Annotated in this window: 2 protein-coding genes (1 of these 2 running past the window's edge); both read left to right on the top strand. The window is 72.0% G+C overall.

Annotated elements, in window-relative coordinates; translation table 11 throughout:
- The first annotated feature begins 126 nt into the window (after positions 1–126).
- On the top strand, positions 127–1,305 hold the full coding sequence (locus ACTOWY_RS08855) for a cytochrome P450 (RefSeq protein ID WP_441309116.1): 1,179 nt from the start codon (positions 127–129) through the stop codon (positions 1,303–1,305).
- 31 nt (positions 1,306–1,336) lie between these two features.
- Positions 1,337–22,108, top strand: partial view of a type I polyketide synthase gene (locus ACTOWY_RS08850; protein ID WP_441309115.1) — the 5' portion only. Its footprint extends 1,983 nt past the window's final position; the window shows 20,772 of its 22,755 coding nt (coding positions 1–20,772); the start codon lies at positions 1,337–1,339; its stop codon lies off the right edge, out of view.

Here is a 22,108-nt window from a genome sequence, read left to right as displayed (position 1 = left end):
GACAACGGCCAACACGCCGGTGGGTTCTAGCTTCCCCGTCCCGACACTAAGGATTTCCGCTTCGCAGCTACGTGAGACTCGGTGTACCGGTCCCAGAGCAACCGCCCCGGGAAGAAAGGTTTCACCTTGTCAAAGCAGCCAGTTGACCTGGAATCCCTCCGTGTCCCCGCACTGACCGACAACCCGGTCATGCTCGCCATGCTGGCGGAGAAGCCGCTGTGGCGGGTTCGCACGTCAACCGGCGATCACGCCTGGCTGGTGCTGGGGTTCGAGGAAATCCGCGCGCTGCTCGTGGACAGAAGGATTGGCCGCACGCACCCGGATCCGCGGAACGCGCCCCGGGTTTACGACAACTCCATGCTGGAAATGGCCGCGACCGAAGTCGGTGACATGGACCCTAGGGAGGTCCACGCCGAGGTCCGCGGGCTGGTGGCGCCTTACTTCTCGCGCAAGCGAATGGTGACGCTGCGGCCCCGGGTGCAGGCCGTGGTCGATGAGGCGATCGATCGGATGCTCAGCCAGGGTCATCCGGTGGACCTGCGGGCCGAGTTCGCCATGCCGGTGCCAGGTCTGGTGCTGTTCGAGCTGATCGGCGTGCCCGTGGACGCCAGGACGAAACTGCTCGAACTGCTCGATGTCATGCACCGGATGGACGCCGACGAGGCGGACCGGATGGCCGCGCTGTCCTTCCTGGCCGAACTGGCCGCGGAGAAGCGCCTAAATCCGGGCGATGACTTCCTCTCGGCGCTCAGCGACCGGGTGGACGACTGGAACCTCGCCTCGCTGGCGATCATGCTGATCTTCGCAGGCCACGGCAGCACCTCGGCCGCCGTGGTGAACGGAACACTGCGCCTGCTGACTCGTCCGGACCTCCGCGAGGAACTGATGAGCAAGCCGGAGCTGATGGCCACCGCCATCGAGGAACTACTGCGCACCAACAACGTCGGCGGTCTCTGGCTGCCGCACTACGCGCAGGAGGACATCGAGATCGCCGGGGAGACCATTCGCGGCGGCGACCTCGTGTTGCCGGACTTCGGTGTCGGCAACTTCGACCCGAGCGCGTTCCCGGACGCCGAGCGGATCGACCTCCGGCGAAATCCCAATCAGCACCTGACGTTCGCGCACGGGGCGTGGCACTGCGTCGGGGCTCCGCTGGTGCGGATGGAGCTGGACGTCATCTTCACCACCTTGTTCACCCGGATTCCGACCTTGCGACTCGACGCGGAGCTATCAGAGGTGCTGGGCGTGGGCGCGGACGACGATCGGTTCGCCGTGAGCGTCGATTCGCTGCCTGTGGCCTGGTAGCTCACCGAGTCCCCGACAACACCAGGTGCCGATGGACAACGAACAGAAACTCCGCGACTACCTCAAGCGTGCCAGCGCCGACCTGCAACGGACCCGGCGCCGCCTGCACGAGCTTGAGGCGGCCTCCCACGAACCGATCGCCATCATCGGGATGGCGTGTCGCTACCCCGGCGACATCACCTCTCCCGAGGATCTGTGGCGACTGGTCGAGTCAGCGTCCGACGGGGTCGGCAGCCTCCCGGCCGATCGCGGCTGGTACCTGGACGAAGGCGGTTCCGCCTCGCCCATTTCCGGCGGCTTCCTTTACGACGCACCGATGTTCGATCCGGAGTTCTTCGGCATCTCCCCGCGCGAAGCCCTCGCCATGGACCCGCAGCAGCGGCTGCTGCTGGAGGTCTCCTGGGAGGCGATGGAACGCTCCGGGCTGGATCCGCTCACCCTCAAGGGTTCCAGCACCGGGGTGTTCGTCGGCGCCATCCCGCAGGACTACCGGCTCGGCCCTCGGGACAACGTCGGCGGGTACGCGCTCACCGGCACCACCTCCAGTGTCCTGAGTGGACGGTTGGCCTACGTCTTCGGACTGGTCGGCCCGACGCTGACCGTGGACACCGCGTGTTCGACCTCCCTGGTCACGCTGCACCTGGCGGCCAGGGCACTGCGCGCGGGGGAGTGCTCGCTGGCACTGGCCGGCGGGGTCACGGTGATGTCCAGTCCGGGCACCATCACCGAGTTCAACAAGCAGGGCGGGCTGGCCGCGGACGGCTACTGCCGGTCCTTCTCCGACGACGCCGACGGCACCGGCTGGTCCGAGGGCGTCGGCGTGCTCATGCTGGAACGCCTTTCCGACGCCCGCCGCAACGGCCACCGGATCCTCGCGGTGGTCAGCGGTTCGGCGGTGAACTCCGACGGCGCGTCCAACGGGCTGACCGCCCCGAACGGTCCGTCCCAGCAACGCGTTATCGAAGCCGCCCTGCAGGACGCCCGGCTGGCTCCGCGCCAGGTGGACGTGGTGGAGGCGCACGGCACCGGCACGGCGCTGGGCGACCCGGTGGAGGCCGAGGCGCTGCTGGCCGTCTACGGCCGGGACCGCGAGCGGCCGTTGCTGCTGGGGTCGATCAAGTCGAACCTGGGGCACACCCAGTCCGCCGCGGGCGTGGCCGGTGTGATCAAGATGGTGCAGGCCATGCGGCACGGCCTTGCCCCGCAGACGTTGCACGTGCGCAGGCCCACTGATCAGGTCGACTGGACCGTCGGCCGGGTCGAGCTGCTCACCGAGGCCACCCCGTGGCCGGAGACCGGGGAACCGCGCCGCGCCGGCGTGTCCTCCTTCGGGCTCAGCGGCACCAACGCGCACGTGATCCTGGAGCTGGAGCCGGAGGAGGAGCAGGCCACCGAGCCCAAGCCCGAACCCAAACCGGATCCCAAGACCTGGCCGGTGCCGCTGCTGGTGGCCGGTCGCACCGCGGACGCGCTGCGCGCACAGGCCGCGAACCTGGTGGCCCGCCTGGACACCGAACCCGGGCTGAACACCACCGACCTGGCCTACTCCCTCGCGGTGGCGCGTTCGCCGTTCGAGCACCGCGCCGCGCTGGTGGTGGCCGACCTCGACGCCGCCCGCGCCGCACTGGCCGAGCTGGCCGAGGGCGCGGCGGTCGGCAGCGTGGTGCACGAGCGGCCGAAGCTGGCCGTGCTCTTCGCCGGGCAGGGCTCGCAGCGACTGGCCATGGGCCGCGAACTGCACGGGCGTTTCCCGGTGTTCGCCGAGACTTTTGACGCGGTGCTGGCCGAGTTCGACCCGCTGCTGGACACCCCGCTGCGCGAGATCGTCTGGGGCTCCGACGCGGAAGCCCTGGCGCGCACCGGATTTGCCCAGCCCGCGATCTTCGCGGTCGAGGTGGCCCTGTTCCGGCTCCTGGAGTCCTGGGGCGTCAGCCCGGATTTCCTGGCCGGGCACTCCGTCGGCGAGATCGCCGCCGCGCACGTGGCCGGGGTGTTCACCCTGACCGAGGCGGCCACGCTGGTCGCCGCTCGGGCGCGGCTGATGCAGGCGCTGCCCACCGGTGGCGCGATGGTCGCGGTGGACGCCACCGAGGCCGAGGTCCGCCCGCTGCTGGCCGGTCGCGAAGCGCAGGTGGCCCTGGCCGCGGTGAACGGGCCGCGGCACGTGGTGCTCTCCGGCGACGAGGACGCGGTCACCGAGATCGCCGCGGTCTTCGCCGAACAGGGCAGGCGGACTCGCCGTCTGCACGTCTCGCACGCCTTCCACTCCCCGCACATGGACCCCGCCGTGGCGGAGTTCCAGCGCGTGGTCGAGGGCCTTTCCCCGCAGCCGCCCCGAATTCCGGTCGTCTCCACCGTCACCGGTGTGCAGGCCACCGTGGCCGAACTGACCAGCGCCGAGTACTGGGCCGGGCAGATCCGGGCCACCGTGCGCTTCGCCGACGCGGTGTCCTGGCTGCACGAACACGGCGTGCGCGCCTTCCTGGAACTCGGCCCGGACACCACCCTCGGCACCCTCACCGAGAGCAGCCTGGCCAGCGCCGACCCCGCGCCCGCGATCACCTCGGTGCTGCGGCCGGACCGCGGCGAGGTCGAGGCGATCACCACCGCGCTCACCGTGCTGCACGGCAGCGGCGTGACCCTGCGCTGGGCCGCCTACTTCGACGGCATCAACGCCACCGAGGTGGACCTGCCGACCTATCCGTTCCAGCGCAGGCGGTTCTGGCCGAGGGACGGCTACCGCGCCGACGTCGGCAGCGTGCGCTCGGCCGGGCTCAGCGCGGCCCGGCACCCACTGCTGGCCGCCACCGTCTCGCTCGCCGGTTCCGAGGGCACGCTGCTCACCGGGCGACTGGCCGTGCGCGATCACCCTTGGCTGGCCGGACACCGGGTCGGCAAGGACGTGGTGCTGCCCGGCGCGGCCCTGATCGAACTGGTCACCCGCGCGGCCGATGAGGTCGGCTGCGACAACATCCGCGAACTGACCACCACCACCGCCCTGCGCCTGCCCGGCGACGGCGGCGTGCAGCTCCAGCTGCAGATCGGCCCGGACGAGGACGGGCGGCGCGAGGTCGCCGTCTACTCCCGCCCGGACGACCAGGACGACCTGCCCTGGACCAAACACGCCACCGCCATCCTGGAACGCGGTGGCCTGGAAGGGATCGCGGGCGAGACCGAGTGGCCGCCCGCGGGCGCGGAGCCGGTCGATGTGTCCGGGCTGTATGCGGGCATGGGCGACGGTGGGGTCCACTATGGACCGAGTTTCCAGGGCCTGCGGGCCGCCTGGAAGCTCGGCACCGAGGTCTTCGCCGAGGTCGAACTGCCCGCCGAGGTCGCGGGCGACGCGGCCGAATTCGGGCTGCACCCGGTGCTCCTGGACTCCGCACTGCACGCCGCGCACCTGGCCGAACTCGACGCGAGCGTGCGGGGCGGCCTGCCGTTCCACTGGGAGGACGTGCGCCTGCACGCCGCAGGTGCTCCGGCCGCGCGAGTGCGGCTCACGCCCGCCGGTGACCGGATCTCGCTGACCATCTCCGACCACACCGGCGCGCTGATCGCCGCGGTCGGCGCCGTGGTGCTGCGCACGCCGAGTGGCAGCGCGCCGGTGGCCACCGGAAACCTGTACCGCCTGGACTGGACCGAATCCGGCGAAGCCCCCAGCACCCCGGCCCGGATCGGTCTGCTCGGCCCGGACCACTTCGGCCTGGCAGACCTGCTTGACCTGCCGCTGGCCGCGGACCTGGACAGCCTGGCCGAGGGCGAGATGCCCACGGTGGTGCTGCACCAGACCTGGACCGAGGAATCCCCGCGACCCGGCGCACACGAGCTGACCGCCGCCGCGCTGGTCCGGCTGCGGGACTGGCTGGAGGACAGTCGATTCCCTGGCACAGAACTGATTTTTGTCACCCGCGGCGCGACCGGCGCGGTCACCGATCCGGCCGCCGCCGCGGTGTGGGGCCTGGTGCGCACCGCGCAGGCCGAGCACCCGGGCCGCTTCCGGCTGCTCGACCTCGACCCGGCCACCAACGACTCCGCCGAGCTGGTGCGCACCGCGCTGGCCGGTTCCGAACCGCAACTCGCCCTGCGGGACAACAAGATCCTGGCCGCTCGCCTGGCCAGGGTGATCCCGGCCGAGGACGCTCCGGCGGCCTGGGATGAGAACGGCACCGTGGTCATCACCGGCGGCCTCAGCGGCCTCGGCGCGGTGCTCGCCCGCCACCTGGTCAGCGCGCGCGGCGTGCGTTCCCTGCTGCTGCTCAGCCGCAGCGGCCTGGCCACCGCCGGTGCCGAGAACCTCGTCGCCGAGTTGACTGAACTCGGCGCACTGGTCACCGTGGCCGCCTGCGATGTCGCCGACCGTGACTCACTTTCCCAGGCGCTCCACCAGGTCCCAGCCGAGCACCCGATCACCGCGGTCTGCCACTCCGCCGGAGTGCTCGCCGACGGCGTGATCTCCACCCTCACCGCCGAACAGCTCACCGCCGCGCTGCGGCCCAAGGTCGACGGCGCCTGGCACCTCCATGACCTCCTCGGCGACACCGCCACCCTGGTGCTGTTCTCCTCCCTGGCCGGCCTGCTCGGCGCGCCAGGACAGGGAAACTACGCCGCGGGCAACGCCTTCCTGGACGCACTCACCGCGCACCGCCGCACCCTCGGCCTGCCCGGCGTCTCCCTCGCCTGGGGACCGTGGGCGGAGACCGCGGGCATGACCGCCGAACTCGGCGGCGCCCAGGTTCAGCGCCTGCGCCGACTCGGCACCCCGCCGCTGTCCGAGTCCGACGGCCTGGCCCTGTTCGACCTCGCCATCGCAGCCGGGGAACCGGTGCTCGCGCCGGTGCGCCTGGACTTCGGCGTGCTGCGCTCCGCCCCCGAGGTGCCCTCGGTGCTGCGCGGCCTGCTCGGTCAGACCCGCCGCCGGGTCACCGCCGGACCGCTCGGCGGCCAGCGGCCCAAGCAGCGCGCCGTACTCGGCAAGCGCGAGGCCACCGACCTGGTGTCCCAGCAGATCGCCGCTGTCCTTGGCCACACCGACAGCACCACCATCGACCCCGGCCGCCCGCTGGCCGAACTCGGCTTCGACTCGCTCACCGCGGTCGAACTGCGTAACCGGCTCAGCGCCGCCACCGGCCTGCGACTGTCCCCGACCCTGGTGTTCGACCACCCCAACCTGGGCGAACTCGTCGAACACATCCTCCGCGAAAGCGGCTCGGTCGCCGGGCCAGCCGCCGTCTCGGCTGTGCCCTACGGCGCGGTCAGCGACGACCCGATCGTCATCGTCGGCATGGGCTGCCGCTACCCCGGCGGCGTCAGCTCCCCGGACGACCTGTGGGGCCTGCTCGCCGAGGGCCGGGACGCCATCACCGGCTTCCCGGACAACCGCGGCTGGGACCTGGCCACCCTCTACCACCCGGACCCCGACCACCCCGGCACCGCCTACACCCGCTCCGGCGGCTTCCTGCGCGACGCAGGCCAGTTCGACCCGGCCTTCTTCGGCATGGGCCCCCGCGAAGCCCTCGCCACCGACGCCCAGCAGCGGCTCTTGCTGGAAGTCTCCTGGGAGGCCATCGAACGCGCGGGCATCGACCCACGCCGGTTGCGCGGCAGCCGGACCGGCGTGTTCGCCGGGGTCATGTACGGCGACTACGGCGCACTGCTCGCCGGTGCGGACTTCGAGGGCCACGCGGGCACCGGCACCTCCGGCAGCATCGTCTCCGGCCGGGTGTCCTACGCGCTCGGCCTGGAAGGCCCCGCGGTCACCGTGGACACCGCGTGCTCCTCCTCGCTGGTCGCCATGCACTGGGCCATGCAGGCCCTGCGCTCCGGCGAATGCACCCTGGCCCTGGCCGGTGGTGTCACCGTGATGGCCACGCCGGGTGCCTTCATCGAGTTCTCCCGGCAGCGCGGCCTGGCCAAGGACGGGCGCTGCAAGGCATATTCCGACGCCGCCGACGGCGTGAGCTGGGCCGAGGGCGTCGGTGTTGTGGTGCTGGAACGCCAGTCCGACGCCATCCGCAACGGCCACCAGATCCTGGCCGTGGTGCGTGGCAGCGCGGTCAACTCCGACGGCTCCTCCAACGGCCTCACCGCCCCCAACGGCGGCGCCCAGCAACGGGTCATCCGGGACGCGCTCGCGGGCGCCGGACTGTCCACTTCGGACGTTGACGTGATCGAGGGCCACGGCACCGGCACCGCACTCGGCGACCCGGTGGAGGCCCGCGCACTGCTGGCCACCTACGGGCAGGACCGCACCGAACCCGTGCTGCTCGGCTCGGTGAAGTCCAACATCGGGCACACCCAGGCCGCCGCCGGTGTCGCCGGGATCATCAAGATGGTCCTCGCGATGCGGCACGGCCAGGTGCCCAAGACCCTCCACGTGGACACCCCATCCTCGCACGTGGACTGGGCCGAGGGCGCACTGTCCCTGCTGGCCGAACCCACCGTGTGGCCGGAAGCCGACCGCCCACGGCGCGCGGCGGTGTCCTCCTTCGGCTTCAGCGGCACCAACGCGCACGTCATCCTGGAGGCCCCGCCCGCGCCCGCCGCACGGGAGATCCCGGCCGAGCCGGAGATCATCGCGCCGGTGCTGCTGTCCGCACGCAGCGCCACCGCGTTGCGCCGCCAGGCATCCCGACTCGTGCCACAGGTCACCGAGACCACCCGGCTCACCGACCTGGCCTACTCCCTCGCGGCCACCCGGTCCCGGTTCGAGCATCGCGCGGTGCTCACCGCCGCCGACCCCTCGGCCCTGCGCAAGGCATTGACCGCACTCGCCGACGGTAGCCCCAGCCCGGCCGTGGCCACCGGCGAGGCCAGCCCGAACCTGCGGCTGACCGCGTTGTTCACCGGCCAGGGCAGCCAGCGCCCCGGCATGGGAGCCGAACTGCGCCAACGGTTCCCGGTCTTCGCCACCGCCCTGGACGAGGTCTTCGCCGCGGTTGATCCGCACCTGGACCGCCCACTGGCCGAGGTGATGTTCGCCGCGGACGCCGAGCTGCTGGACCGCACCGAATGGACCCAGCCCGCGATGTTCGCCCTCGAAGTCGCGCTGCACCGGCTGCTGGAATCCTGGGGCGTGCGGCCGGACTTCCTGATCGGCCACTCCATCGGCGAACTCGCCGCCGCACACGTCGCCGGGGTGTTCTCCCTGTCCGACGCCGCCAAGCTGGTGGTCGCCAGGGGCAGGCTGATGCAGGCCCTGCGCCAGGACGGCGCGATGGTCGCGGTGCAGGCCACCGAGGAAGAGGTCCGACCGGAACTCACCGACGGCGTGGTGATCAGCGCCGTCAACGGGCCGCGTTCGGTGGTGCTCGGCGGCGATGAGGAAGCCACCCTGGCGGTCGCCGCCCGCTTTGCCGAGCAGGGCAGGCGGACCCGGCGGCTCAACACCAGCCACGCCTTCCACACCCCGCATATGGACGGCATGCTGACCGAATTCCTGGCTGTCGCCCGGGAAGTGGACTACCAGCCGCCGACCATCCCGATCGTGTCCACGGTGACCGGCCAGCTGGTCGAGGACACCGAACTGTGCACACCGGAGTACTGGGCCGGACAGGTCCGGGCCACCGTGCGCTTCGCCGACGCCATCCGCACCGCCGCCCGCCTCGGCGTGGGCGCGTTCGTGGAGATCGGCCCGGACAGCGTGCTCTGCGCGATGGCCGCGGAAACCCTTGGCGAGAACGCCGACATCGAACCGGTGCCCGCCCTGCGCGCCAAGCGCGAAGAGGAACGAACGCTCGTCGAAGCCTTGGGGCGCTTGCACATCCAGGGCGTGGACGTGGACTGGGACGCCTTCTTCGGTCCCGGCCGCACCGTGCTCGACCTGCCCACCTACGCCTTCGACCACCAGCTCTTCTGGCCCCGCGCCAGCACCCCGGTCGCCCGACCCGCGGAACTGCGGTACCGGGCAGACTGGGCAGTACTCGGATCCGTTGCCGTGCCGCAGCTTTCCGGGTTGTGGCTACTGGTGGACGTGGCGGATGAACTCGCCGCGACTCTGGAAAGCCATGGCGCGCAGGTACGTCAGCTCACCCTGGACGCCGCGCTGCCGACCCGGCTGGCCGAACTGGACCAGGCCGTCACCGGAGTGCTCTCCGGCCAGCCGCTGATCGGCACGCACAACCTGTTGCGCGCCTTGGCAGCGGCCGGAGTCGAAGCTCCACTGTGGACTGTCACCCGGCAGGCCGTGTGCACCGGGACCGAGGACCTGCCGCCTGACCCCGACCAGGCAACGGTCTGGGGCTACGGCCGCGCTGCCGCGCTGGAGTTCCCGGCCGGTTGGGGCGGTCTGATCGACCTGGCCGAAGACGCCAACCCGGACGACCTGGTCCGGGCGCTGGGCACGGCCTGGCAGGGGGAGGACCAGCTCGCACTGCGCGCCGCCGGAGCCTTCGGGCGTCGGCTGGTGCGGCATGAAGGTGTTGAGCCCACAGGCGAACTGCCTACCGAGGGCACGGTACTGATCACCGGCGGCACCGGCGGACTCGGCGGCGAGGTCGCCCGCTGGCTGGCCACCGCAGGCGTCCGGCACCTGGTGCTCACCAGCCGCAAGGGCCCGGACGCCCCCGGCGCCCGCACCCTGGCCGCCGAACTGGCCGAACTTGGCGCCACGGTGGACTTCCGGGCCTGCGACGCCGCCGACCGGGACGCCCTGGCCGCCGTGTTGGACGCCGTCCCCGCCGAGTACCCGCTGATCGGTGTGGTGCACGCGGCCGGGGTCAGCGAACTGCGCCCGATCGTCGACACCGACCCGGCCGAACTCACTGCCTCGATGGCGGCCAAGGTGCTCGGCGCGGCCAACCTGGACGCCCTGCTCGCCGAGTCCGACCTGGACCTGTTCGTGCTCTTCGGCTCCATCGCCGGAGTCGTGGGCAGCGGCGGCCAGGCCGCCTACAGCGCGGCCAACGCCTACCTGGACGCCCTCGCCGAGAACCGGCGCGCCCGTGGCTTCAAGGCGACCAGTCTCGGGTGGGGTCCGTGGGCCGAGGCCGGACTGGCTGCCGACGACACCGCCCGCGAACGCCTGGCCCGGCACGGCATGCGCCCGCTGCTCACCGGCCCCGCACTGGCCGAACTGCGCCGCGCGCTCGCCGGTGACCAGCCCGCGGTGATGATCGCCGACATCGACTGGACCACCTACCTCCAGGTCTTCACCTCCCGCCGTCCCAGCGCACTGCTGGCCGGACTGGTCGAGACCGCCGCCGACGCACCCGAGTCCGGCACCCAGACCGAACTCACCGCCCGCCTGGCCCGACTGTCCGAAGTGGACCAGTTGCGGGTGCTGGTGGACGTGGTCCGCGCCGAGGCGGCAGCCGTCCTCGGCCACGACAGCCCGGCCGAACTGAACGAGCGCCGCGCCTTCCGCGACCTCGGCTTCGACTCGCTCGGCGCGATCGAACTGCGCAGGCGACTCGGCAAACTCACCGGCCGGCCGCTGTCCAACACCATGGTCTTCGACCACCCCACGCCCGAGGCGCTCGCCAAGTACGTGCGCGCGGAGATCTCCGGCACCCGGGACGGCGTGACCGGTCCGGTGGCCGCCATCGCCGCCGACGAGCCGATCGCCATCGTCGGCCTCAGCTGCCGCTACCCCGGTGGCATCACCGACCCGGAACAGCTGTGGCGACTCGTCGCCGACGGCGTGGACGCCATTTCCGGCTTCCCGCCCGAGCGCGGCTGGCCCGAGACCGCCATCTACGACCCGGACCCGGACAACCCGACCACCACCTACACCACCCAGGGCGGCTTCCTCACCGACCCGGACGCCTTCGACCCCGCCTTCTTCGGCATTTCCCCGCGCGAAGCGCTGGGCATGGACCCGCAGCAGCGGCTGCTCCTGGAAGTCACCTGGGAGGCGTTCGAGCGGGCCGGACTGGACCCGCAGACCTTGCGTGGCACGCTCACCGGCACCTACGTCGGCTCCAGCTACACCGAATACGGGGCAGGCCAAGAGGTCGACGGCCAGGTCGTCACCGGGACCATCCCGAGCATCCTCTCCGGCCGGGTCGCCTACGTGCTCGGCCTGGAAGGCCCCGCGGTCACCGTGGACACCGCGTGCTCCTCCTCGCTGGTGGCGATTCACCTTGCCGCGCAGGCACTCCGCAACGGTGAGACCACCCTCGCCGTCGCCGGTGGCGTCACCGTGATGCCCAACCCGGGCCCGTGGATCGCCTTCAGCCGTCAGCGCGCCCTCGCCTCCGACGGCCGGTCCAAGGCCTTCTCCGATGAGGCCGACGGCATGGTGCTGGCCGAGGGCATCGGCATGCTTGTCCTGCAACGACTTTCCGACGCCCGCCGCGACGGCCGCCCGGTGCTCGCGGTGCTCAAGGGCTCGGCGATCAACTCCGACGGCGCCTCCAACGGCCTCACCGCCCCCAACGGCCCGTCCCAGGAACGCGTCATCCGGCAGGCCCTGGCCAACGCCCGGCTCACCGCCGGCGACGTGGACGTGGTCGAGGCGCACGGCACCGGCACCGCGCTCGGCGATCCGATCGAAGCCCAGGCCCTGCAACGGACCTACGGCCTGGAACGCTCACCCGAGCAGCCGCTGTGGCTGGGCTCGATCAAGTCCAACATCGGGCACAGCCAGTCCGCCGCCGGTGTCGCCGGTGTGATCAAGATGATCATGGCGATGCGGTACGGGCAGCTGCCGAAGACCCTGCACGTGGACACGCTGTCCACACACGTGGACTGGAGTGCCAGCGCGGTCACTCCGCTGGCCGAGCCGGTGGAGTGGGAACGGCGGGACCGGCCGCGCCGGGCCGCGGTGTCCTCCTTCGGCATCAGCGGCACCAACGCGCACGTCATCCTGGAACAGGACGACACCCCGCCCGCGCCCGCCACGGTTCCGATGACCCCGCCAGCCGCCGTGCCGCTGGTGCTGGCAGCCAAGAGCGAGAACGCCTTGCGCGGTCAGGCCGAACAGCTGTCCACAGTGGACGCCTCCGCGCTGGACCTGGGCTACTCGCTGGTGACCAGCCGCTCCACCTTCGACCACCGCGCGGTGCTGATCAGCGACGCCGAGGGTCACGAAGACCTGGTGCGCTCACTGGCCAACGGCGAGTCCGCGCCCGGGGTGATCAGCGGGGTGGCCGATATCGACGGCCGCACCCTGTTCGTCTTCCCCGGTCAGGGCGCGCAGTGGCTCGGCATGGGCGCGAAACTCTTGGACGAGTCGCCGGTCTTCGCCGCCCGGATGGCCGAATGCGCCGCCGCACTCGACCCGTTCATCGACTTCTCGCTGCTCGACCTGGTCCGCGGCGCGCCGGACGCGCCCAGCCTGGAACTCGTGGACGTGGTGCAACCCGCCTCTTTCGCGGTGATGGTCTCCCTGGCCGCGCTGTGGCAGTCCTATGGCGTGCGGCCGGACGCGGTGCTCGGCCACTCCCAGGGTGAGATCGCCGCCGCGGTCGTCTCCGGCGCGCTCTCGCTGCCCGACGGCGCCCGCGTGGTCGCCTTGCGCAGCCAGGCGATCCGGCGGCGGATGGGTGGCTCCGGCGGCATGATGTCGGTGGCGCTCTCCGCCGAAGAAGTGCTGCCGCGACTGGGTGAGCACCTGCACCTGGCCGCGTTGAACAGCCCGCGCTCGGTGGTGGTCTGCGGTGTGCCCGAGGCCCTGGACGCACTCGGCGAACAGCTGGCGGCGGAGGAGATCCGGTTCCGCCGGGTCGCGGTGGACTACGCCTCGCACTCCCCGCACGTGGCCAACCTGAGCGCCGACCTGCTCACCGACCTCGCGCCGATCCAGCCCCGCGAATCACAGATTCCCTTCTATTCCACGGTGACCGGCGACTGGCTGGACACCACCGGCATGGACGCCGAGTACTGGTACACCAACCTGCGCGAGCAGGTCGGCTTTGCCCCGGCGGTGCGCGCCCTGATCAAGGCCGGGTACCGGCGGTTCATCGAGGCCAGCAGCCACCCGGTGCTGACCATGGCCGTGCAGGAGACCGCCGACGAACTCGGCAAGCCCATCGTGGTCACCGGCACCCTGCGCCGCGAGGACGGCGGTCTGGACCGGGCGCTGACCTCGGTGGCCGAGGCGTTCGTGCGCGGTGTCGACGTGGACTGGACCGCGGCCTTCGCCGGAACCGGCGCGCGGCGGGTAGACCTGCCCACCTACGCCTTCCAGCACGACAGCTTCTGGCTCACCCCGATCATGCCTACCACCGAGGCCAGCGCGTCCGACGACGCTGCCTGGGCGGCACTGGAAGCGGCCGATCCGGCCGAGCTGGCCGTGGACTTCGGGGTGGACCCGGCCTCGCTGGCCAGCGTGCTCCCGGCGCTGACCGACTGGCGGCGGCGACGCGGTCAGGCGGCCACCGTGGATTCCTGGCGCTACCGGGCCCGCTGGGTGCCGCAGAAGATCGGCCGCAAGTCGCAGCTGACCGGAACCTGGCTGCTGGTCACCACCGGCGCCGAGGACCCACTCGCCACCCAGATCGCCGAAGTCCTTGCTGGGCAAGGTGTTGAGGTCCAGCGACTGGACAACCCCGGCACCAACCGCGACGAGATCGCAGCCCGCCTGGGTACCGAACCCGTCGCCGGAGTGCTCTCCACCCTGGCCATCGACGAATCACTGGTCCCCGAGCTTTCCGCGCTGCCACAGGGCTTGTCCGCCACCCTGGCGCTCACCCAGGCCCTCGGCGCGGCTGCCGTCGAGGCCCCGCTCTGGCTGCTCACCCGCGGCGCGCTCGCCATCGGCGGCTCGGACCAGGTTTCCAGGCCGGTGCAGGCCATGGTCAGCGGCTTCGGCTGGACCGCGGCCCTGGAACACGCCGACCGCTTCGGCGGCGTCCTGGACCTGCCCGCCGAACTCGCCGCCGCCGACCACAACGTCGTGGTGGCTGCACTTTCCGGCGACATCGCGGAGGACCAGCTCGCCGTGCGCGGCGGCAGCCTGTACGCCCGCCGGGTGGTGCCCGCGGCCCCCGCGAACGGCCAGCACCGCTGGACCCCGCGCGGCACCGCGATCATCACCGGCGGCTCCGGCACCTTGGCCCCGCACGTGGCCCGCTGGGCCGTCGAGCAGGGCCTGACCCACCTGGTGCTGCTCAGCCGTGGTGGCGCGGAACACCCGCGCTCGATCGCACTGCTCAGGGAACTCGCCGAACTGGGCATCGAGGCCGAGGCCGCCGCCTGCGACGTCACCGACAAGGCCGCGCTGATCGCGTTGCGCGATCGCCTGGTCAGCCAGGGCCGGGATATCCGCACCGTGATCCACGCGGCCGCGATCATCGAACTGGCCTCGATCGAGGAGACCAACCCGGTCGACTTCGACCGGGTGCTGGCCGCCAAGGTCACCGGCGCGGCCAACCTGGACGAGGTCTTCGCCGACACACAACTTGATCGGTTCGTGCTGTTCTCCTCGGTGGCCGGGCTGTGGGGCACCGGCAGGCACGCGGCCTACGTCGCGGGCAACGCCTACCTGCACGCCCTCGCCGAACGCCGCCGCGCCCAGGGCCGGGCCGCCACCGCCGTGTTCTGGGGCATCTGGGCCGATGACAAGGAACTGGGCCGGGTCGACCCGAGCCAGATCGTGCGCAGCGGCCTGACCTTCATGGAACCCGCGCTCGCCCTCACCGGGCTACGCGCGGCGCTGGACGCCGATGAGACCGCGGTCGCGGTGGCCGATGTGGACTGGGCCACCTACTACCCGGTCTACACCGCCGCCAGGGCCACCACCCTCTTCGACGAGATCCCGGCAATCCAGCAGCCCCAAGCAGAAGCGGTCACCGCCGGGCCCGCCGCTGGTGGCGAACTAGCCACCACGTTGCTCGCCCTGGCCCCGTCCCAGCGGGAGCAGAAGCTCCTGGAGCTGGTGCGGGCCGAGGCCGCGACCGTGCTCGGCCACAAGTCCGGCGACGCGCTGCCCGATCACCGGGCCTTCCGTGAGGCCGGGTTCGACTCGGTGATGGCAGTCGACCTGCGCAACCGCCTGGCTAGGGCCACCGGGCTCACCCTGCCCGCCACCCTGGTCTTCGAGCACGCCAACCCGACCGCGCTGGTCGCCTTCCTGCTGGGCGAACTGCTCGGCAACGCACCGGCAATTCCCTCCGCCGCAACAACTTCGGTCGCGGTGGACGACGAGCCGATCGCGATCGTCGGCATGGCCTGCCGCTACCCCGGCGGCGCCAACACCCCCGAGGGCCTGTGGCAGCTCGCTGTGGACGGCGTGGACGCCATCTCCGGCCTGCCCACCGACCGCGGCTGGATCACCGACGGCTTCGCCGACGCGCAGGGCGGATTCCTGCACGAGGCCGCCGACTTCGACCCCGGCTTCTTCGGTGTCTCGCCACGGGAAGCCGTCGCCATGGACCCGCAGCAGCGCCTGCTGCTGGAAACCGCCTGGGAGGCGTTCGAGCGTTCCGGGCTGGATCCGCACGGCCTGCGCGGCAGCCGGACCGGCACCTTCATCGGGGCCAGCTACACCGACTACAACGTGGCCGCGGCCGCCGCCGTACAGAGCGAGTCCGACGCCGCCGACGTGGCCGGGCACCTGGTCACCGGCGCGCTGCCGAGCATCATCTCCGGCCGGATCAACTACCTGTTCGGCTTCGAGGGTCCCTCGCTGACCCTGGACACGGCGTGTTCCTCCTCGCTAATGGCTATCCACCTGGCCGCCCGCTCGCTCAAGACCGGCGAGAGCAGCCTGGCCCTGGCCGGCGGGGTGGCGATCATGTCCACACCGAACTCCTTCATCGGCTTCAGCCGCCAGCAGGTCCTCGCGCACGACGGGCGGTGCAAGGCCTACGCGGACAGCGCCGACGGCATGACCCTGGCCGAGGGTGTTGGCCTGGTGCTGCTGGAACGACTCTCCGACGCCCAGCGCAACGGGCACCAGGTCCTTGCCGTGCTGCGTGGTTCGGCGGCCAACTCTGACGGCGCCTCCAACGGCCTCACCGCTCCGAGTGGCGCGGCCCAGCAACAGGTCATCGTGGACGCATTGGCCGCCGCCCAGGTCAGTCCGGCCGAGGTGGACGCGGTGGAGGGCCACGGCACCGGCACCGCGCTCGGCGACCCGATCGAGGCCCGCGCGCTGCTGGCCACCTACGGGCAGGACCGGGAGCGGCCGCTGCTGCTCGGCTCGGTCAAGTCCAACATCGGGCACACCCAGATGGCCTCCGGCGTGGCCAGCGTCATCAAGATGGTGCAGGCCCTGCAACACGGTGTCCTGCCCAGGACCCTGCACGCGGACACCCCGTCCACGCACGTGGACTGGACCGCCGGGTCGATCGACCTGCTGCACGAGCAGACCGACTGGCCGGAGACCGGCAGGCCGCGCCGCGCGGGCGTGTCCTCCTTCGGGCTCAGCGGCACCAACGTGCACCTGGTCCTGGAACAGGCCCCCAAACAGCCCGAAGGGGCCGCCGCCGAACAGGTCGACGGCCCGCTGCCCGTGCTGGTCTCGGCCCGCAACCCGCGTGCCCTCCAGGCCCAGGCCACCCGACTACTGTCCACTGTGGACTCCTGCGCGGCGCTGACGGTGACCGATCTGGCCGCCGCCACCGCCACCGGCCGCGCGGTGTTCGAGCACCGGGCCGCCCTGGTCGCCGCCGATCTCGACGAACTGCGGCAGGGCCTGATCGAGCTGAGCGCAGGCCGACCGGCTCCCGGGCTGGTCACCGGCCGGGCGCGGCGGGGTCGCACCGCGTTCCTGTTCACCGGACAGGGCAGCCAGCGCGCCGGTATGGGCGCCGAGCTATACCAGCGGTTCGAGGTCTTCGCCGACGCGCTCGACGAGGTCGCCGCGCACCTGGACACCGAACTGGACCGCCCGCTCCGTGAGGTGCTCTTCGCCGAGCCGGACAGCCCCGAGGCGGAGTTGTTGCACCGCACCGGGTTCGCCCAGCCCGCGCTGTTCGCGGTCGAGGTGGCGCTGTTCCGGCTGCTCACCTCCTGGGGCATCACGCCGGACTACGTCACCGGCCACTCCATCGGCGAGCTGGTCGCCGCACACGTCGCCGAGGTGCTCTCGCTCCCCGACGCCTGCATGCTGGTCGCGGCCCGCGCCCGACTGATGGACGCACTGCCTGACGGCGGCGCGATGACCGCGGTGGAAGCCACCGAGGACGAATTCCTGGCCCTGGAACGGGATCGGGTGTCCATCGCCTCGATCAACGGCCCCCGCTCGCTGGTCGTCTCCGGCGACGCGGACGCCGTGGACGAGGTGGCCGAGCACTTCAAGGCCATGGGTCGCCGGACCTCGCGGCTGAAGGTGAGCCACGCGTTCCACTCGCCGCACCTGGACCCGATGCTGGCCGAGTTCGCCGCGGTCGCCCGGACGCTGACCTACCGGGCCCCGCGCCTGGCCGTGGTGTCCAACCTGACCGGCGCCCTGGCTACCGCGGAACAGCTGTGCTCGCCCGAATACTGGGTGCAGCACGCCCGGCAGGCGGTGCGGTTCGCAGACGGCATCGCGTACCTGGCCGAGCAGGGCGTGGCCAACTTCGTCGAACTCGGCCCGGACGGTGTGCTGTCCGGCCTGGCCGAGGGCTGCCTGCCCGAGGACGTCGAGTCCCTGCGCATCCCGTTGCTGCGCAAGGGAGGGCCCGAGGTTCCGGCCACCCTCAGCGCGATCTCGGCCCTGCACGTACACGGCGTATCTGTCGACTGGGCCGCGTTCTTCACCGGCTCCGGCGCCCGCCGGGTCGAGCTGCCCACCTACGCGTTCCAGCGCGAGCGGTACTGGCCGAGCGCGCCTGCGGTCACCCGTCAGTCCACTGTGGACGATCTGCGCTACCGGGTGGACTGGCGCAAGCTGGCCGAGGTGTCCGCATCCACGCCGGAAGGCCGTTGGCTGGTGCTGGCGGGCGAAGGCGAGCCGGACTGGCTGCCCGGCCTGCTGGACCTGGTCGCCGAGTCGTCCGAGCGGGTCACCGTGTCGAACCGGGCAGACCTGGCCGGACTGGCGGACAGCCCGGTGCGCGGCGTGCTGCTGCTCACCGCCCCGTCCCTGCCACAGACCGCGCTTTCCTTGCAGGCACTGACCAACGCGGGCATCACCGCGCCGGTGTGGTGCCTGACCAGTGACGCGGACACCAACCCGGAACAGGCCGCGATCTGGGGCTTCGGCCGGGTCGCCGCACTCGAATACCCCGACACCTGGGGCGGTCTGGCCGACCTGCCCGCCGAGGTCAGCGCGGACGTGCTGGCCCGGCTGGCCGCCGTGGTCACCGGCGGATTCGGTGCTGAGGACCAGGTCGCGGTGCGCCCCGAGGGTGTGCTCGGCCGCAGGCTGGTCCGCGCCGCCAACGCCGCCGAAGGCCAGTACCAGCCCAGCGGCACCGTGCTGGTCACCGGCGCGACCGGCGGCATCGGTGGGCACCTGGCCCGCTGGCTGGCCCGCGAGGGCGCGGCGCACCTGGTGCTCGCCAGCCGCCGTGGCGGCGAAGCCCCTGGCGCGCAGGAACTGGTTGCCGAACTGACCGAGCTGGGTGTCCAGGTCACCATGGCCGCCTGCGATGTCGCCGACCGGGACGCCCTGGCCGCACTGCTCGCCGAACACCCGCCGAACGCGGTCTTCCACGCGGCAGGCGTGGTCGAGGACGGCGTGATCGACAGCCTCGGCCCGGACGCCTTCGACCGCGTGCTGGCCGCGAAGGCGTTGTCTGCCAAGCACCTGCACGAACTGGCCACCGACCTGGACGCGTTCGTCCTGTTCACCTCCACCGCCGGCGTGATCGGCGGTGCGGGCCAGGCCAACTACGCCGCCGCCAACGCCTACCTGGACGCACTGGCCCAGACCCGCCGCGCCGCCGGACTCCCGGCCACCGCGGTGGCCTGGGGCCCGTGGGCCGGGGCAGGCATGGCGGCCGAGGCGGGGACCGAACGGATGCGGCGCGCGGGCCTGTTCCCGCTGGCCGCGAGCCGGGGAATCGGCGCGCTGGCCAAGGCGATCGGCGGCGAGGCCACCCTCACCGTGGCCGATGTGGACTGGTCCCGATTCGCCCCAGCCCTGGCCGCCGCCCGCCTGATGCCGCTGCTGACCGAACTGCACGTGGCCCCCCTGGCCGCGGCCGAACCCGAGGCCCAGCACGGAGCCAAGCTGCGCACCGAGTTGCAGGGCCTGTCCGGCCCGGCCCGGGTGCGGCGGATGGCCGAACTGGTCCGCGGCCAGGTCGCGATGGTGCTGGGGCACAGCGGAATCGACACCGTGGACGTGGAACTCCCGTTCCGCGACCTCGGCTTCGACTCGCTGACCACCCTGGAACTGCGCAACGGCCTGGCCACCGCGACTGGCCTCAAACTCACCGCCTCCCTGGTCTACGACCACCCGACCCCGCGCGAGCTGGCCGCCTTCCTGATCAGCGAACTGCTCGGGTCCGCCACGGCGGCGCCGGTCCAGGTGGCCGCCCGCAACGACGAGCCGATCGCGGTGGTCGGCATCGGCTGCCGCTTCCCCGGCGGCATCAGCTCGCCCGAGGAACTCTGGGACCTGCTGGTGCAGGGCCGGGACGGCATCGTGGACTTCCCGGCCGACCGCGGCTGGGACCTGGAACTCCTGGCCGCGGCCGGATCCGCCACCACCCGCGGTGGCTTCCTGCCCGGCGTGGCCGACTTCGACGCCCCGTTCTTCGGCATCTCCCCGCGCGAGGCCATGGCCATGGACCCGCAGCAGCGCCTGCTGCTGGAAACCGCCTGGGAGGCCCTGGAACGCGCCGGAGTCGACCCGAACTCCTTGCGTGGCAGCAACGCCGGGGTTTTCGTGGGCACCAACGGCCAGGACTACCTGACCCTGCTCGGTCAGGCCGCGGACATGGAACGACTCGGCGGGCACGTGGCCACCGGCAACACCGCCAGCGTCATGTCCGGCCGCCTCGCCTACACCTTCGGCCTCGAAGGCCCGGCCATCACCATCGACACCGCCTGCTCCGCCTCCCTGGTCGCCCTGCACTGGGCTGGCCGCGCGCTGCGGGACGGCGAATGCTCACTGGCCCTGGTCGGTGGTGTGTCGGTGATGTCCACGCCGGGCTCGTTCATCGAGTTCAGCAAGGCGGGCGGACTCGCCGCCGACGGCCGCTGCAAGCCCTTCGGCGCGGGAGCCGACGGCACCAGCTGGTCCGAAGGCGCGGGCATGCTGGTCCTGGAACGGCTTTCCGACGCCAGGCGCAACGGCCGCCAGGTGCTTGCGGTGATCAAGGGCTCGGCGATCAACTCCGATGGCGCGTCCAACGGCCTCACCGCCCCCAACGGACCGGCCCAGCAACGGGTCATCCGAGCTGCCCTGGCCGACGCCGGACTGCGACCGTCCGAAGTGGACGCTGTCGAGGCGCACGGCACCGGCACCACCCTCGGCGATCCGATCGAGGCCCAGGCCCTGCTCACCGCCTACGGCCAGGACAGGCAGGAGCCGCTGCTGCTCGGCTCGGTCAAGTCCAACCTGGGCCACACCCAGGGCGCGGCGGGTGTCGCGGGCGTGATCAAGATGGTACTCGCGGTGCGCAACGGGGTGCTGCCCAAGACCCTGGGCGCGGACGAACCCTCACCGCACGTGGACTGGTCCGCGGGTTCCGTGGCCCTCAACACCGAGAACACCGAATGGCCCGCCATCGACCGGCCGCGCCGTGCTGGTGTCTCGGCCTTCGGTATCAGCGGCACCAACGCGCACGTGATCATCGAAGGCGTCCCGGCCGAGCCGGAAGTCCCGGCGCAGCCGGAACCCACCGTGGTGCCCTGGCTGATCGGCGCGGGCTCGGCAGCCGCGATCACCGCCCAGATCGACCGGATCACCGCCTACGCCAACGGAAACCCCGAACAGTCCCGCGCGGACATCGGACTCGCTCTCGCCACCCAGCGGGCCGCGCTGCGGCACCGCGCGGTGCTGCTCAGCACCCCCGACGGCCTGATCGAGGTCGCCAGGGACACCGCCGCAGCACCGGGTGAGACCGCGTTCCTGTTCACCGGCCAGGGATCCCAGCGCCTCGGCATGGGCCAGACCCTGCACCAGCGCTACCCGGTCTTCGCCACGGCACTGGATGAGGTGCTCGCCGAGTTCGACACCGTGCTGGACCAGCCACTGCGAGACGTGTTGTGGGGCACCGATCCCGCCGCACTCACCAGCACCGACATGGCCCAGCCCGCGCTGTTCGCCATCGAGGTCGCACTGTTCCGGCTCCTCGCATCCTGGGGCGTCACCCCGGCCTTCGTCACCGGCCACTCCATTGGCGAACTGGCCGCCGCACACGTCGCCGGAGTCTTCTCCCTGTCCGACGCCTGTGCGCTGGTCGCGGCTCGCGGACGCCTGATGGCCGCGCTGCCTGCCGGTGGCGCGATGGTCGCGGTGGAAGCCGCCGAGGACGAGGTCAGCGACCTGGTCAACGGCCGGGTGTCCGTGGCCGCGGTGAACAGTCCCGGTTCGGTGGTGCTCTCCGGTGAGGCGGACGCGGTGCACAACGTCGCGGCCAAACTCGCCGGGATGGGCCGCCGCACCACCACCATGCAGGTCAGCCACGCCTTCCACTCCGCGCTGATGGACCCGATCCTGGACGAACTGCGCGCGGTCGCGGCCAAGGTCAGCTACCAGGAACCGTCGATCCCGGTGATCTCCGGGCTCACTGGCCAGCTCGCGACCACCGAACAGCTGTGCTCGCCGGACTACTGGGTCCGGCAGGCCCGCGAGGCAGTCCGGTTCGCCGACGCCGTGCGCACCCTGCACGACCTGGGCGCGCGCACCTTCGTCGAGGTCGGCCCGCACGGTGTGCTCACCCCGATGGCCGAACAGTCCCTGCCGCAGCGCACCGCCCTGGTCACCCCGGTGCTGCGCGGCGACCGGGACGAGCAGCAGACCCTCCTGACTGCTCTCGGC

The sequence above is a fragment of the Crossiella sp. CA198 genome, assembly GCF_052078295.1.
In the GTDB taxonomy this organism is placed as follows: domain Bacteria; phylum Actinomycetota; class Actinomycetes; order Mycobacteriales; family Pseudonocardiaceae; genus Crossiella.
The sequence above is the reverse complement of the archived record's forward strand: the minus strand, read 5'-3'. Positions and strand labels throughout refer to the sequence as shown.